The 14,688-nt window shown below is 38.3% G+C and carries 17 protein-coding genes and 1 pseudogene; 14 read left to right on the top strand and 4 right to left on the bottom strand.

Annotated elements, in window-relative coordinates; all coding sequences use genetic code 11:
- The 3 genes from JOC76_RS05665 to JOC76_RS05655 all read left to right on the top strand — a co-directional run bounded on the left by JOC76_RS05665 (nucleotide 1) and on the right by JOC76_RS05655 (nucleotide 2,422).
- A complete protein-coding gene (locus JOC76_RS05665) occupies nucleotides 1-1,134 on the top strand; it encodes a bifunctional cystathionine gamma-lyase/homocysteine desulfhydrase (protein ID WP_205176608.1) in 1,134 nt (377 codons plus the stop codon).
- Nucleotides 1,135-1,276: 142 nt separating this feature from the next.
- The gene (locus JOC76_RS05660) at nucleotides 1,277-1,531 is read left to right on the top strand and encodes a YrhC family protein (RefSeq protein ID WP_205176607.1); all 255 of its coding nucleotides are present in this window, start codon (nucleotides 1,277-1,279) and stop codon (nucleotides 1,529-1,531) included.
- Between the two features lie 750 nt (nucleotides 1,532-2,281).
- A complete protein-coding gene (locus tag JOC76_RS05655) occupies nucleotides 2,282-2,422 on the top strand; it encodes a YrzI family small protein (RefSeq protein ID WP_205176606.1) in 141 nt (46 codons plus the stop codon).
- Nucleotides 2,423-2,892: 470 nt separating this feature from the next.
- Here the strand turns inward: JOC76_RS05655 and JOC76_RS05650 are convergent, their stop codons facing one another.
- Nucleotides 2,893-4,686, bottom strand: coding sequence for a M3 family oligoendopeptidase (locus JOC76_RS05650; RefSeq protein ID WP_205176605.1), 1,794 nt, complete (start codon nucleotides 4,684-4,686; stop codon nucleotides 2,893-2,895).
- A gap of 131 nt (nucleotides 4,687-4,817) precedes the next feature.
- Between JOC76_RS05650 and JOC76_RS05645 the strand changes: the two are divergent.
- A pseudogene (locus JOC76_RS05645) lies at nucleotides 4,818-4,997 on the top strand (winged helix-turn-helix domain-containing protein); the annotation flags it as partial.
- Between the two features lie 29 nt (nucleotides 4,998-5,026).
- Complete coding sequence (locus tag JOC76_RS05640) at nucleotides 5,027-5,992, top strand: F510_1955 family glycosylhydrolase (protein WP_205176604.1); 966 nt, start codon at nucleotides 5,027-5,029, stop codon at nucleotides 5,990-5,992.
- A gap of 303 nt (nucleotides 5,993-6,295) precedes the next feature.
- Here JOC76_RS05640 and sigK read toward each other — a convergent pair whose 3' ends face one another.
- Together sigK and pssA are read right to left on the bottom strand one after the other, a co-directional pair.
- Nucleotides 6,296-7,009, bottom strand: coding sequence for an RNA polymerase sporulation sigma factor SigK (gene sigK / locus JOC76_RS05635; protein WP_205176603.1), 714 nt, complete (start codon nucleotides 7,007-7,009; stop codon nucleotides 6,296-6,298).
- Nucleotides 7,010-7,418: 409 nt separating this feature from the next.
- Nucleotides 7,419-7,958 (bottom strand): CDP-diacylglycerol--serine O-phosphatidyltransferase, encoded by a 540-nt coding sequence (pssA, locus tag JOC76_RS05630; RefSeq protein ID WP_205176602.1) that lies wholly within the window; start codon nucleotides 7,956-7,958, stop codon nucleotides 7,419-7,421.
- Between the two features lie 128 nt (nucleotides 7,959-8,086).
- On the opposite strand from pssA, the gene JOC76_RS05625 reads away from it, so the two are divergent.
- Nucleotides 8,087-8,890, top strand: coding sequence for a phosphatidylserine decarboxylase (locus tag JOC76_RS05625; protein WP_205176601.1), 804 nt, complete (start codon nucleotides 8,087-8,089; stop codon nucleotides 8,888-8,890).
- Nucleotides 8,891-8,933: 43 nt separating this feature from the next.
- On the opposite strand, the gene JOC76_RS05620 is transcribed toward JOC76_RS05625, so the two are convergent.
- Nucleotides 8,934-9,074, bottom strand: coding sequence for a sporulation histidine kinase inhibitor Sda (locus JOC76_RS05620; protein WP_205176600.1), 141 nt, complete (start codon nucleotides 9,072-9,074; stop codon nucleotides 8,934-8,936).
- Between the two features lie 493 nt (nucleotides 9,075-9,567).
- On the opposite strand from JOC76_RS05620, the gene JOC76_RS05615 reads away from it, so the two are divergent.
- The 8 genes from JOC76_RS05615 to JOC76_RS05580 are packed head-to-tail and all read left to right on the top strand — an operon-like array spanning nucleotide 9,568 to nucleotide 14,618.
- Nucleotides 9,568-10,083 carry a YqeG family HAD IIIA-type phosphatase gene (locus JOC76_RS05615; RefSeq protein ID WP_205176599.1) on the top strand — a complete coding sequence of 172 codons (516 nt, stop codon included), beginning with the start codon at nucleotides 9,568-9,570 and terminating at the stop codon, nucleotides 10,081-10,083.
- Between the two features lie 3 nt (nucleotides 10,084-10,086).
- Nucleotides 10,087-11,193, top strand: coding sequence for a ribosome biogenesis GTPase YqeH (gene yqeH / locus JOC76_RS05610; RefSeq protein WP_205176598.1), 1,107 nt, complete (start codon nucleotides 10,087-10,089; stop codon nucleotides 11,191-11,193).
- A 33-nt stretch (nucleotides 11,194-11,226) separates the two neighbouring features.
- Nucleotides 11,227-12,060: a shikimate dehydrogenase gene (aroE, locus tag JOC76_RS05605; RefSeq protein ID WP_205176597.1), complete on the top strand. Its 834-nt coding sequence runs from the start codon at nucleotides 11,227-11,229 to the stop codon at nucleotides 12,058-12,060.
- Nucleotides 12,060-12,353, top strand: coding sequence for a ribosome assembly RNA-binding protein YhbY (yhbY, locus tag JOC76_RS05600; protein WP_205176596.1), 294 nt, complete (start codon nucleotides 12,060-12,062; stop codon nucleotides 12,351-12,353). Before aroE ends, yhbY begins: the two co-directional genes overlap by 1 nt.
- A 36-nt stretch (nucleotides 12,354-12,389) precedes the next feature.
- Entirely contained in the window at nucleotides 12,390-12,980 is a 591-nt protein-coding gene (locus JOC76_RS05595) for a nicotinate-nucleotide adenylyltransferase (protein WP_205176595.1), read from the top strand.
- A complete protein-coding gene (yqeK, locus tag JOC76_RS05590; protein WP_205176594.1) occupies nucleotides 12,949-13,515 on the top strand; it encodes a bis(5'-nucleosyl)-tetraphosphatase (symmetrical) YqeK in 567 nt (188 codons plus the stop codon). Before JOC76_RS05595 ends, yqeK begins: the two co-directional genes overlap by 32 nt.
- Before the next feature lie 3 nt (nucleotides 13,516-13,518).
- Nucleotides 13,519-13,875, top strand: coding sequence for a ribosome silencing factor (rsfS, locus tag JOC76_RS05585; protein ID WP_205176593.1), 357 nt, complete (start codon nucleotides 13,519-13,521; stop codon nucleotides 13,873-13,875).
- Nucleotides 13,872-14,618: a class I SAM-dependent DNA methyltransferase gene (locus tag JOC76_RS05580; RefSeq protein ID WP_205176592.1), complete on the top strand. Its 747-nt coding sequence runs from the start codon at nucleotides 13,872-13,874 to the stop codon at nucleotides 14,616-14,618. Before rsfS ends, JOC76_RS05580 begins: the two co-directional genes overlap by 4 nt.
- The last annotated feature ends 70 nt before the right edge of the window (nucleotides 14,619-14,688 follow it).

Here is a 14,688-nt window from a genome sequence, read left to right as displayed (position 1 = left end):
TTGAAACCGAAAACAAGGTTAATTCATGGTGGAATCAGTGAAGACCCTGCCACTGGAGCTGTTGTTTATCCTATTTATCAGGTTAGCACTTATAAGCAGGAGGGTGTTGGCGGACATAAGGGGTTTGAATATTCCCGTACCGGCAATCCGACGCGACACGCACTTGAAGAGCTCATTAAGGATATTGAAGGCGGTACAGCAGGTTTTGCCTTTGGCTCTGGAATGGCGGCGATTACGGCTGTATTTATGCTGTTTAACAGCGGTGACCATGTTATTATAACTGATGATGTCTACGGTGGTACGTTCCGTGTTTTGACAAAGGTCTTAAAGCGTGTTGGCATTGATTCAACCTTTGTAGATACCAGTAACTTGGAAAATATTCAACGTGAAATTCGTCCAAATACTAAAGCGATTTACATCGAAACACCGACCAATCCGCTCTTAAAGATTACCGATATTGCAGCAGCTGCTACGCTTGCCAAGGAGAATAATTTGTTAACCATTGTTGACAATACCTTTTCCACTCCATATTGGCAAAATCCGCTTGAGTTGGGGGCAGATATAGTCCTTCACAGTGCGACAAAATATATTGGCGGTCACAGTGATGTAGTGGCCGGATTAGCAGTCGTAAACAGCGACAAGCTAGCTGAAGATCTCCATTTTGTCCAGAACTCCACTGGCGGGGTGTTAGGACCACAGGATTCATTCTTATTAATTCGGGGAATTAAAACATTAGGAATTCGCATGGAAGAAACGGAAGCCAATACAAAGGCGATTGTTGATTTTCTACAAAACCACCCTAAGGTCAGCAAAGTTTACTATCCTGGACTTGAATCACATCCGAATCATGAAATTGCCAAAAGGCAGGCGAGAGGGTTTGGCGGCATGGTCTCCTTTGATGTAGGCAGCGGGGATAATGCAGATCAAATTCTTAGCAGAGTTAAGTACTTTACCCTCGCCGAAAGCCTCGGAGCAGTTGAAAGCCTAATCTCAGTGCCTGCACGAATGACACATGCCTCTATCCCAGCAGAACGAAGAGCAGAACTTGGCATCACAGAAGGCCTCGTCCGAATCTCAGTTGGCATCGAAGACGTAGAAGACCTATTAGAAGACCTAGAACAAGCATTAAAATAGTAACAATACAACAAAAGGTGACAGGCACCATGTGAATTCTTCACATGGTGCCTGTCACATTTTCTAATATTTACATACTGTTTTGCCACTATTTCTGTGGTAAAGTAGGTTAGTAGATTTAAAGAAAGACAGGTGATAAGCAGTGCAGCAACAATCGAAGGTTTGGTATGAGAAAATGGTTGATTTTAAACGTTTTGGAACTGTCTTATTGGCTGTTGGTATATTTTTTTATTTAGGTGTGATTATTCCGGTTGATGCAAAGACCGAATTTGAGTTAAATTTATTGGTCCTTTCTTCTGCCTCTTTTATTGCTCTGTCTATTTTGTTTTTTATCCAGTCAAAGCATTGTCAAATGAAGCTGTTAGAAATGGATGATAACGAAGATTTATATAATTAATTAAACTACAGGCACTTCCGATCTTCGGAGGTGCCTTTTTCATATATATAAAGGGCCATTTCCTTAATTTTTTAAAAATTGCCTAAAAAGGTTTACAAAGTGAAGGGTGATGGATATAATTACCATAGAAAGTGAAATATTCCAAAGGAGGTCGAGGAAAATGATGTTATCAAGAACAACTTATCCAGCAGGGGCAGCTGAAGGCACTCACATGAAAACTTTATACTTGAATATCATGCATTCGACCAGATTGGAATGGATTGCTTAGCGCATTTATGGCGTAAAGTGTTTATACATATCCATGCCGCAGGGAGAATGACGCCTTGCGGTATTTTTGTACCCATAAACCTATTGGCCGCAGGGATTCCTTTCTGCGGCCTTTTTGTGCCCTTTTTACGAGCCTTTTGGATATGTATTGCATAAGGTAAAACTGCAGCCATGAAAAGCAGTTCATAGCTTTAATCAAATTTTAATAACTTGGCTGTGTTAAAGGTTATTGTTAACTTTATAACAATGTTGATTGGAGCGGAAGGCGCTCGACTCCTCGAAAATGCTATCGCATTTTCTTCGTGCGTGGGCGGACTGAGGAAGAATTTCAATGTCCTGCGGGAGTACGGGGCAGGGGAGACCCCACAGGGGCAAAAGCGCCGAGGAGACTCCCCGGCACGCCCGCGGGTTTGCTGAGCGCCTGGAGCGGAAATCAACATCCAAGTTTAACATAGCCAAAAAGCAAAAAAGGAGGTGATATAGATGACCCTGAATATTTTATTTTTCTCGATTACCATCCATAAACGAAAAATCAGTAATCAAGAAGCAGAACACCAAGAAATGGTTGAAAAGCTTTATGAACAAAACAAAGACCGAGAAATTTCCCTGTACAGAATCATGTAATTGGTAAATGGACAAAAAACAAACAGAAAGGTGGTTTTAATTATGAGATTTTTTCTAATGCAAGGACGAGGAGATAGCCTATGGGATTTGAAGGATACCACCTAGCCAAAGGTAAGTGAATAGGAGGTAACAAAATGCCGCTGCACCCGATTTTTTTATCGATACTTTTTAAATTAATCAAAACAATTATAAATAAAAATCTCTAATAATCATCTGAAAATAGCGCAAAGAGGAGCTAGATGATTATTAACAAAATGTTCACTTTTCCCTCAGATTGGTAACTTGAGAATGTGATAAATTCAAGGTAGAAACAAACAGATCTCTAAGGGGTGGAGAACATGTTTATGGTTGTGATCGCTCTCGTTATTACTGGAGCAATTGTATGCGTTATTGCAGCAGAGATTAGTGTAGAATAAATAAACAAATGAGCATTGGCAAGAAGCCGATGCTCATTTGTTATCAAGTTTATTCTATTTAGTTAATTCCAAGAATTCCTCAATATCAGCCACACAAATCCCGACCGCTTTTTCCCAGAAATCTTTTTGGGTTAAATCTACCTGTAAATGTTTCCACGCTAAATCTTCTACCTGCATAGAGGCAGTGTCTCTTAATAAGGCCATATATTTTTCCTCATAGCCTTTTCCCTCCTCAATGGCCCGAGCATAAATACCTAACGAGAACAGATAGCCAAAGGTATAAGGAAAGTTATAAAACGGTACATCGGTGATAAAAAAATGGAGTTTAGACGCCCAAAAGAGTGGATGATATTGCTCTAATGCCTCACCATATGCTTCTTTTTGAGCAGCCAGCATCAATTCATTAATTTGTTCTGTAGAGACAGTTCCACTTTTCCTCTCCTCATAAAATCGAGTTTCAAACAAGAAACGTGCATGAATGTTCATGAGAAGGGCTACGGTTCGCTGAATTTTATCATCTAATAGGACAAGCTTTTCTTCTATGTTTTTGGCGTTTTTGACAGCTGCATCGGCAACAATCATTTCAGCAAAAGTAGAAGCCGTTTCTGCCACGTTCATGGCATAATTGCAATTAAGAAATGGAACATCTCTCATTGCATAGGAATGAAAGGCATGTCCTAGTTCATGAGCAAGAGTTGAAACATTTGATGGAGTTCCGGAGTATGTCATGAATATCCGCGATTGTTCTTTCACAGGAAAATAAGTACAAAAACCTCCTGGCGCCTTCCCAGGGCGGTCCTCGGCTTCGACCCACCGTTCCTCAAAAGCATGGTTCGTAAACTCTGCAAGCTTTTCGCCAAAAAGGGCAAAGTTTTGTTCAATAAAGCTTGCTCCTTCCTGGAATGACACCTGTGTTGTTGTTTTTCCGTATGATGCATCTAAATCAAACCAACTTAACTTCTTAACTCCTAAAAGCTTAGCTTTCCGCTCTAAATATTCAACGAGTTTTTGTTTATTTTCGGATATAACGGACCACATCGTTTCCAAGGTCACCTTTTCCATCCGATTTATACTAAGGGGTTCTTTTAAGACATCTTCCCAACCGCGTTTTTCGTAAATATTTAACCGAAAACCGGCCAGATGATTAAGCGCTTTGGCCAGTAAGTCTGCATGGTTACTCCAGGCTTGTTCCCAATTTTTAAAGACAGCAGCACGGACCACGCGGTCTGAATTTGAAAACTTGTTAAAGGCTTGTCCTACGGAGAGTTGAATCTCCTCACCATCTTCAACAAATGGGATTTTAATTTTACTTACGATTAAATCATATAATTGACCCCAGCTATGATACCCATCGACCTCAAGTGTACTGATGAGTGCCTCTTCTTCTTTCGATAATTTCTCTTTGGCCTTTTCTCTGTTCTCCGTTAAAACAAAGCTAAGATCTTTTAAAGGCTCTGCAGCAGTCAATTGCAGCCAAACATCATCATCAATAAGTGTTAAATGATGATCAAGAGAACCTAACGCTGTGTTAAATACAGCATTTAAACTTGTTATTTTAGCATCAAGAGAATAGGCCTTTTTATCTTTTGTGTTTTGCGCTAATAAGCAGCCAATGTATGCTCCAGCTTGTGTTAGCTTTTTAGAAGTCTGTTCATAATCACCTAAGAGCTCCATTAGATAGCGGGTGTCTTTCAGTGAATTTTGCGGTTCCCAACTATTAACCTTTGCTTCAAAGCAACGAATGTTTTCCTCTGTTTCAAGTAGGAACTTTTCCAGCTCCGGAGAATCACTTCCTCCAGGGAAAATAACATCAAGATTCCATACTTCTGAATAAATTGTAGCTTTCAAAAATGTTCCTCCTTTAATATGTACTACAACATTATAACTTTTTTGAAAAATTATCTCTATCCACATAAAATTTAATTATTGGCAGAGACATAGTATAATTTTATTAATCGTAATAGCAGTGAGAAAGTAGACTTTTAACGACCATATGGGGGTATGAAGCACTGACGGAAGATCGAACCATCGATTCCCATGTTCGGAATTTACGCGATAAACTTCGGAAAGCAGGTTTTCCTGTTGACGATTATTTGACAACGGTATGGGGAGTGGGGTATAAGTGGATGGATAAGGGTTCTCAAGAAAATATCTCATAGTTTAATATGATGAATAATAGGAGGGAAAAATGAAGCGTAAGTTGAAACTGTTTATGGCGGCCTTTTTGGGATTGCTCCTACTATTATCAGGCTGTTCAAGTAAGAGTCAGGAGCAGAATACGGACAGCAAGAAAACTACCACCAAAACGACAACCCCTTTTTCTATTGTGGAGACAAATAGTATTAATCTGAAAAACATCCGCGGGATTGGCTATCCAGGAAACGATCATGCTTTATATATTGCCGGAGATGATGGACTAAAACTTTATAAGGATAAAAAGTGGTACAAAACAACAACAAATCAACATGACTATATTGGCTTTCAGCCAATTGAAACCGGTTTTATTGCCAGCGGGCATCCGCAAAAAGGGACAGGTTTCAAAGATCCGTTCGGACTTATTAAAAGCGTTGATAAGGGAAAGACACTTCAAAAGCTAGCTTTTTATAATCAAGCCAACTTCCATTTCACTGCAGCAAGTTACTCAGGAAATGGGCTCTATGTAATTGGTGAAGAGCAAAGTGATTCTTTAAGTCTGGGTGTAAATTATTCTACCGATAATGGGAAGACATGGAAAAAGAGTGAGATGCAAAATTTTGATGCTAATTCTATGGGCATGATTGCGGTCCATCCAACGAATGGAAATACGATTGCTATGTCCACTAGATCTGGAATCTATTTATCAACTGATAATGGAAATACCATGAAACGGATAACAGATCCGATTATGGTTACTGCTGTCACCTTCTCAGGGAATTCTATTTTATATTCCAGTGTTGAAGATGAGAGTATCTTTATAAAATTAATTGATCCACTAACGAGTAAACTGACAAATCTGCCAATACCGTTTCTGGATTATGAGAATCCCATTACTTATTTGGCGGTTAATCAAAAGAATACAAATCAGTTGGCCTTTTCAACTTATAATAATGATGTTTACGAATCCACAGATGGCGGGAAAACATGGAACAATTTGCTGTCAGCAGGTAAAAAATAAAAATAGTCAACAAAAAGGGCAGGAGAGAGTACTCCTGCTCTGTTTTCGACTTTGAAAATTGTCCAGCTACAGGCGCCATCGGCTCGAGGTCACAAGCTTATCCAGTTGCGGCTCCTTGGGACTCAAGTCATAAGCCACCCCCAGAAGAAGGCAAAGAACGCCTTCTTGCAGGGTGCGTCTTAGCCTAGAGTCCCAGAACAGTCGCCTCCACATTTAGATCAATCCGTCCAAAAGGTTAAAAAACAACCTTTCGGCCGGCTCGTCTTGTGCTTGTCGCCGATTAGCAGACGCCTTGCGCTTTTCTTATTTCTTTTTACGATCTTTTTCTGCACGGTAGAATTCATGAAACATCTTCATCAGCGCCCGCTTTTCAATCCTTGAGACATAGCTTCTTGAAATTCCTAGCTCTTTGGCAATTTCACGCTGCGTTTTTTCTTTTTGTAAATCTAGACCGAAGCGTCCGATAATGACTTCCTTTTCCCTGTCATCGAGTACTTCGATATATTTTTTTATTTTTTCAAGTTCCATATTTAACTGAATGGTATCAACTACATCCTCAGATTCTGATTTCAAGACATCAATTAAGGAGATTTCATTCCCCTCTTTATCCTGGCCAATTGGATCATGCAGAGAAACATCCTTCTTCGTTTTCTTAAGCGCGCGTAAATGCATTAGGATTTCATTTTCAATACATCTTGCTGCATAGGTTGCAAGCTTTGTTCCTTTCCCCTCTGAGTAGCTCTCAATGGCTTTTATTAGCCCGATTGTTCCAATTGAAATTAAATCTTCGGAATCCTCGCCGGTATTTTCAAACTTTTTGACAATATGGGCGACAAGGCGTAAATTGTGTTCAATTAACATATTCCGTGCGTGCGCGTCCCCTTCTGCCATTAACTTTAAATACTTTCTTTCTTCCGCCGCAGATAGGGGTTGGGGAAAGGCGTTATTTTTAACATATGAAACCAGAAATAAGAATTCCTTCATTAAATATCCGAGAGCTGTTAAGATTCCAGTCATCTATATCCACCCCCGTGTTTTATTGGACCCAGGATCCTTTTATTAATTCCTATGAAAAAAACAAGAAATTGTGTCTGTCCCGAAAATTTTATTTATAAAAGGCTGTGTTAAAGGATATTGTTGATTTGGGAACAATGTTGATTGGAGCGGAAATCAACATCCATGTTTAAAAAGAAAATGACCTCCTTAGCCGGCAACGAAGGGAGGTCATTTAGTGATCGTTTATGAAAATATAAAATTTTCGCTTGTGGATAACTGTTAATAATAGGACTGTCGACGTCCAGCTCCAGCGCCTAGCCCCTAGATGGTCTACAGCCACTCAGGGAATGAAGGCAAAGAACGCCTTCTTTCCCTGAGCGTCTTATGCTTGTCGGGGCTGTTCAAGGCGCTTGCACTTTTGTCTAAAAAATTATACTTTTTTCAGTTTAAACGAACTAACCATTAGAAATGATAAAATAATCAAAATAAATAAGAAGGTTTGTGGAGGCAGATAAGGGATGGCCAAGAAGCTTAGAGTTGCAAGGCAGCCTGCTGCAGTAATAGGCAGTCCAGTAAAATAACCATTATTCTCTGAAATATTAAACCGAGCTAATCGAAAGGCACCGCAGCTAATATAAAAAACCGTAAAAAAAGAGCCAGGGCCACCAAACTCATTTAAAATTCCTTGGTATAGTAATAGTGCTGGTGCGACTCCAAATGATATAATATCACTCATGGAATCCAATTGTTTGCCTAACTCTGATTCGATCTGAAATTTCCGCGCAATCATCCCATCAAACCGGTCAGCTAAGGCAGCAATAAAAATAAGCAATAAGCTTAAGCGTAAATTTCCGTTTAAACCAAGTACAATGGCAAAGCCGCCGAGTGCAAGATTCGTTAACGTTATTACATTTGCTGTTTGCGATTTCAGTTTTTTAATTGTGTGATCCAATACGTCCAATAAAAACATTCTCCACACCACTCCTTTTTTAAAAAACAGAAGGAATTTTATTTAACTAAGTTAATCTATACTATTTAATTCTAAGGTTTTTATGTCATTCCGTAAAGAGTATTTTTACACTATTTGGGGGTATTATTGTGATACAAGGTTTATATCGGCTGTTCATAGAATTAACTAATGGAAGATGGTCATCGGGTATCTTAAGGAGATTTGCCCGGTCATCTATTAGTCGTTTTATTGTGCCATCGTTTGCAAGCATTTATCAATTAAACCAAGAAGAAATGGAAAAAGGACTGAATGATTATCCTACTTTGCATGACTTATTTATTAGAAACTTAAAGGAAGATGCTAGGACTATTGACCAGCATTCGCAATCTGTCGTCAGCCCTGTCGATGCTGTTTTGGAAGACGTTGGCACTATTAAAGAAACAAGCGATATCGTTGTAAAAGGGAAGACATATTCCATTCGAGAGATGCTAGGTAATGAAGATATCTTGGGAAAATATTTAAACGGAATCTATATGATCTTATATTTAAGTCCTAGCCATTATCATCGTATACATAGTCCTGTCAGTGGCACTGTCACCAAACAATGGGAACTTGGATCAAAATCGTTTCCAGTCAATAAATGGGGATTAAAATACGGACGTGAGACCCTTTCAAAAAACTATAGGGTGATAACAGAAGTGAAAACAAATTATGGCCATGTTGCCATTGTTAAAGTCGGAGCCATGTTTGTAAATTCGATTGAAACGACTCATAAAGGCAGTGAACTAGAAAAAGGCGGGGAAATAGCTTACTTTAGTTTTGGGTCAACTGTGGTCCTACTATTTGAAAAAGATCTATTTCAAATCGACCCATCACTTCGTACCCCGCAAGAGCTTAAAGTAGGGGTACGACTAGGGATGCTCACTTCAGTAAAAGAAAAAGTTGAAGTTTAAACCCATAAAAAAAGAAAAGCCCTTAAAGGGCGAACGGTAAACATCACGAAGACTTTTTGATTTTATTAAATAGAGAGCGCCGATGAATTTCAGACTCAATCAGGTTGATAAATTCTGGGCTTAAGTTTAGTTCTCTTGCTTTATAGTATGATTCGATTAATAATTCGTCCGACAGTTTGCGCATGTCAGATTCCACCTCCGATTAAAAATAAATGTTCTATTTTATCCGTACAAAACATAAATTGTTAAGTTCGATTGCTATAACCTAAATCTACCAAATTTATTCCTTTAGAACAATCGTTCTCTTTATCCACAGATTCTAGTGGATAACTTGTTATTAATTTGTTTATAAAGCAATGAAAGGTATAGGAAACAATGGGTAAAATGTTAATAAGGTTATCCACAGAATGGTAAAATGCGGAAAAATGTCGAAAAATATTTAATTAATGAATTAGGAAAAGCTCAAATCTTTTAAAAGAGAGTATGTTATTATGATTGATTATCATGGTTTGTCGATATTTGAAGGATAATAAGCTATAGAGTGATTTTGTTTTGTTTTCGTGTCCCTTCATTTTTTCTTTTGAAACAAGGAGTTAAATTGGTTATGATGGTACAAGAAAAGAAAATGGTGGATGTACATCCATCTTTTTATTTACTATTAATGAGGTGTACGCTTAGTGTTAAAACAATTCTTGCCGAATGAACATGTGAAAAGCATTCTCGATATTTCACCCGAAGATTTAAAAGCAAAAGGAGTGAAAGGGATTATTACCGATCTGGATAATACTTTGGTTGAATGGGACCGTCCTAGTGCCACTCCTCAATTAATCAAATGGTTTGATGAAGTAAAAAAACAAAATATCCAGGTAACGATTGTTTCGAATAATAATGAAGCAAGGGTCAAGTTTTTTTCAGATCCACTTAAAATTCCCTTTATTTATAGAGCAAAAAAGCCGATGAGTGCGGCGTTTCATCGGGCAGTCAAGCAAATGGGCATTAAAAAAGAAGAGGCTGTTGTCATTGGGGACCAATTATTGACTGATGTCCTCGGTGGAAATCGCGGCGGATTTCATACAATCTTAGTTGTCCCTGTTGCCCAAACGGATGGTTTAGGAACCAAATTTAACCGATTTGCGGAGCGCAGGATTCTAAATTGGTTTCGCAAAAAAGGGATGCTTCAATGGGAGGATTAATCTGTGAGTGATCAACAATATATCTGTATGGGCTGTGGTGTTAAAGTCCAAACTGAAAACCCTAACGAAATGGGCTATGCGCCTCTTTCTGCTTTGGAGAAAGAGGCGATTATTTGCCAACGTTGTTTTCGGTTAAAACATTATAATGAAGTTCAAGATGTTAGTTTAACAGATGATGATTTTTTGAAGATTTTAAATGAGGTGGGCAAAACTGATGCCCTAATTGTGATGATTGTCGATATTTTCGATTTTAATGGAAGCTGGCTTCCAGGATTACATCGATTTGTAGGAAACAATAAGGTGGTCCTTGTTGGTAATAAAGTGGATTTATTACCAAAGTCTGTAAAGCATCACAAGTTAGTTCAATGGATGAAAAATGAATCAAAAGAACTGGGCTTAAGACCGGAAGAAATATTTTTAGTAAGTGCCGCGAAAGGATTAAATATTAGAGATACAGCCGCAGCGATTGATGAATTACGTAATGGGAAAGATGTTTATGTGGTTGGATGTACAAATGTAGGAAAATCAACTTTTATTAATCGAATTATTAAAGAAGTAACTGGAGAACAGGATGTTATCACGACATCGCATTTTCCAGGTACAACATTAGATATTATTAAAATTCCTCTAGATGATGAAAAATCTTTGATTGATACACCAGGAATAATTAATCACCATCAAATGGCACATTTCATTGATAAAAAGGATTTAAAAATAATTACTCCTAAGAAGGAAATTAAGCCAAAGGTATTTCAATTAAATGAAGGGCAAACATTGTTTTTTGGGGGACTTGCTCGTTTCGATTATATAAGCGGAGGCAGAAGATCATTTGTTTGTTATGTTTCAAATGAAATAAATATTCATCGGACCAAGATAGAAAATGCGGAAAGCCTTTATGAAAATCATCTTGGAGAAATGCTCTCCCCGCCTGGACCGGAAGATTTAGAAACCTTCCCGCCGCTTGTTAAACAAGAATTTACCATTAAAGAAGCCAAAACCGATATTGTATTTTCGGGGCTTGGATGGATTACCGTTAATGAGCCGGGAGCAAAAGTGGCCGCCTATGTTCCAAAAGGTGTACAGACATTAATACGAAGATCCTTAATCTAAAAGAGAAAATGTAAAACAGGGTGGGGGAAATAAATGAAAAAGCTATTTGCAGTTTTGGGGAATCCGATAGGTCACTCCATGTCACCAGTCATGCATAATGATTTATTTTCACTTTATAACATGAATGCTGTCTATCTTCCTTTTCAAGTTAAAGAGGAGGAATTAAAAGAGGCAGTAAATGGATTAAGAGCATTGGGCGCGGTTGGTTTCAATGTTACTGTTCCTCACAAAAGTACCATTATGCCGTTTCTTGATGAAATTGATGAATTAGCAGCAAGTATTGGTGCTGTAAATACTGTTGTCAATCAAAATGGTAAATTGATTGGTTATAATACAGATGGATTAGGCTTTTTAAAAGGGTTAGATGAATATGTAACCAAGATTGAAGGTCATAAGATATTGGTCATTGGTGCAGGTGGTGCTGCTAGAGCTATCTACTTCACCTTAGCAAAAGAAAATCCGGTGCAAATTGACATTGCTAACCGTACAGTGGAAAAAGCTGTAGAGCTTATTACGGAGTGTCCGTACTCGATTACTTCCAGAGCCCTGACTTTAGAGGAAGCAGGCAACTATTTAGGGGAGTATGATTTGATTATTCAAACAACCATGATTGGGATGGAACCAAATACAGAAGAGCAGCCAATCAGTCTTGAAAATATAAACAAGCAGGCTCTTGTCTGTGATATCATTTATAACCCACTCGAAACCAGTATCTTACGTGATGCAAAGGAGAGAGGGGCTGCTGTTCAAAACGGAATTAATATGTTTGTTTATCAGGGTGCCCTTGCTTTTGAAATTTGGACCGGAAGACTACCAGATATACAAAGAATGAAAGAAAATGTGTTAAGACAATTAGGAGGAAAATAATGCTTACAGGTAAACAAAAAAGATTTTTACGTTCAAAGGCCCATCATTTAGATCCTATTTTTCAGGTCGGTAAGGGCGGCGTAAATGAAAATATGATTAAACAAATTGCTGATGCATTGGAAGCAAGAGAACTGTTTAAAATCAGTGTTTTGCAAAATTGTGAAGAAGATAAAACGGAAGTAGCTGATCAGCTGGCACAAGGGACAGGTGCAGAAATTGTGCAAATTATCGGGAATACGATTGTGTTATATAAAGAGTCTGTCGAAAAGAAAACGATCAACCTTCCACATTAAAATGGACCTTGAAATTTAGTAAAGGACGGCGAACGCATGAAGAAAGTTGGAATATTAGGCGGCACGTTTAATCCACCTCATTATGGACATCTTTTGATTGCCAATGAAGTTCTTTCAGAGCTGGATCTTGATATCATTTGGTTTATGCCAAACCATGAACCACCACATAAAAAAAAGCCGGATTCGGTTAAAGATGAGGAACGCCTCCGTATGCTAGAGCTAGCAATTACCGGAAACACTAATTTCTCTGTTCAGCCGATTGAACTTAAACGGACGGGACCATCCTATACAGTCGATACTATGAAGATTCTTAACGAAAATTATCCTGAATATCAATTTTTCTTTATCATTGGGGCTGATATGATTGAATATTTGCCAAAATGGCATGATATTGATATACTTGTTAATCTTGTCCAATTTGTAGGGGTTGAGAGACCGTCCTATAATCATCAAACCGACTATCCTGTTCTCTATATTGATGTTCCGTCCATTGATGTGTCTTCAAGTATGATAAGGGACAGAGTAAAAAAAGGTAAATCGGTTCGGTATTTGCTGCCGGATTCGGTCATTGATTATATTGAGGAGAAGCAATTATATGGAACGCCAAGTGGCATTAAATTTAGTTAAAAGTCAATTAACAGAGCATCGGTATCTGCATACATTAGGGGTAATGGAAACAGCGATTAGCTTGGCAGAAAAATATGGAGCCGATCCAAAAAAGGCGGAAATAGCCGCAATTTTTCATGATTATGCCAAGTTCCGTCCCAAGGACGAAATGAAAGAAATCATTACCACACAAGGGATGCCCAAGGATTTGCTTTTATTTAACAGTGAATTATGGCATGCTCCAGTTGGTGCTTACTTAGTGGAAAAAGAGGCAGGTGTTACCGATTCAGAGGTACTGGATGCCATTCGTTATCATACTTCTGGACGCACCTGTATGACTTTATTGGAAAAAGTGATCTACCTTGCTGATTATATTGAACCGGGCAGACATTTTCCTGGAGTAGAGGAAGTAAGGGAAATAGCCAAGGAGCATTTGGATAAAGCCCTTGTGAAAGCAGTTCAAAATACAATCTTGTTTCTAATGAAAAAGAACCAAACAATTTATCCTGAAACATTCTATACCTATAACGATTTGATTCAAAAACTGGAGGACTGATGAATGGAAAATCAACAACTATTAAAAATTGCCGTAAAAGCAGCAGACGATAAAAGGGCTGAAGATATTTTGGCGTTAGATATGAATGGAATCTCGTTAATTGCCGATTATTTTATCATCTGTCATGGTAATTCTGATAAACAGGTACAAGCCATTGCACGGGAAATGAAAGAGAAGGCTCAAGAGAACGGCTATGATGTCAAAAGAATGGAAGGTTTTGATGAAGCAAGATGGGTGTTAATCGATCTAGGCGATGTTGTTGCCCATGTGTTTCACCGCGATGAGCGAAGCTATTACAATTTAGAACGTTTATGGGGCGATGCTCCTCTTGTGGATATCCATAGCGAGTTAAATTCATGAGCTATGAGCGATTTGCCTATTTATATGATGAACTGATGAAAGATGCTCCATATGATCAGTGGGTATCCTATGTTCAAAACATTCTAGTCAAATACGATGTAAAGCTAGGCAAGCTACTGGATTTAGCCTGTGGGACAGGAGAGCTTTCTGTCCGATTTGCGCAACAAGGTTTTGAGGTAACTGGAATTGATTTGTCCGAGGATATGCTGTCAGTGGCCCAGGCGAAGGCTGTGGAAAAAGGAGTTAGGATTCCTTTTTTTCAGCAAAACATGGCGAATTTAGAAGGACAAGAACAATTTGATGTTATTGGTATCTTTTGTGATTCTTTAAATTACTTGCAAAGAGAAGACGAAGTAAAAGCGACTTTTTCAAATGTGCATCAACATTTACAAGATAATGGAGTCTTTATTTTTGATGTCCATTCGCTCTATAAAATGAACGACATATTCCTCAATCAAACTTTTGCCTTGAATGAAGAGGAAGTTTCTTATATTTGGAATAGTTTTCCTGGAGAATTTCCAAATAGTGTCGAGCATGAATTGAGTTTTTTTGTATTTGATGATCGATCAGGAAAATATGACCGGATTGATGAACTGCATTTTCAACGGACCTATCCTAATGAGATATACATAAACTGGTTGGAAGCAGCGGGCTTTCAAATCCTAGAGGTGGGTGCCGATTTTGAGCATATTGAACCAAACGAACATTCTGAACGAATCTTTTTTGTTGCTCGAAAAAAATAATCAAAGCCATCTTTTTTTATAAAAAAGATGGCTTTTTTATCATTTATTAAAGGAATTTGTAATTTGATGG

The sequence above is a fragment of the Neobacillus cucumis genome (genome assembly GCF_016908975.1).
GTDB classification, from domain to species: domain Bacteria; phylum Bacillota; class Bacilli; order Bacillales; family Cytobacillaceae; genus Neobacillus; species Neobacillus cucumis.
The sequence above is the reverse complement of the archived record's forward strand: the minus strand, read 5'-3'. Positions and strand labels throughout refer to the sequence as shown.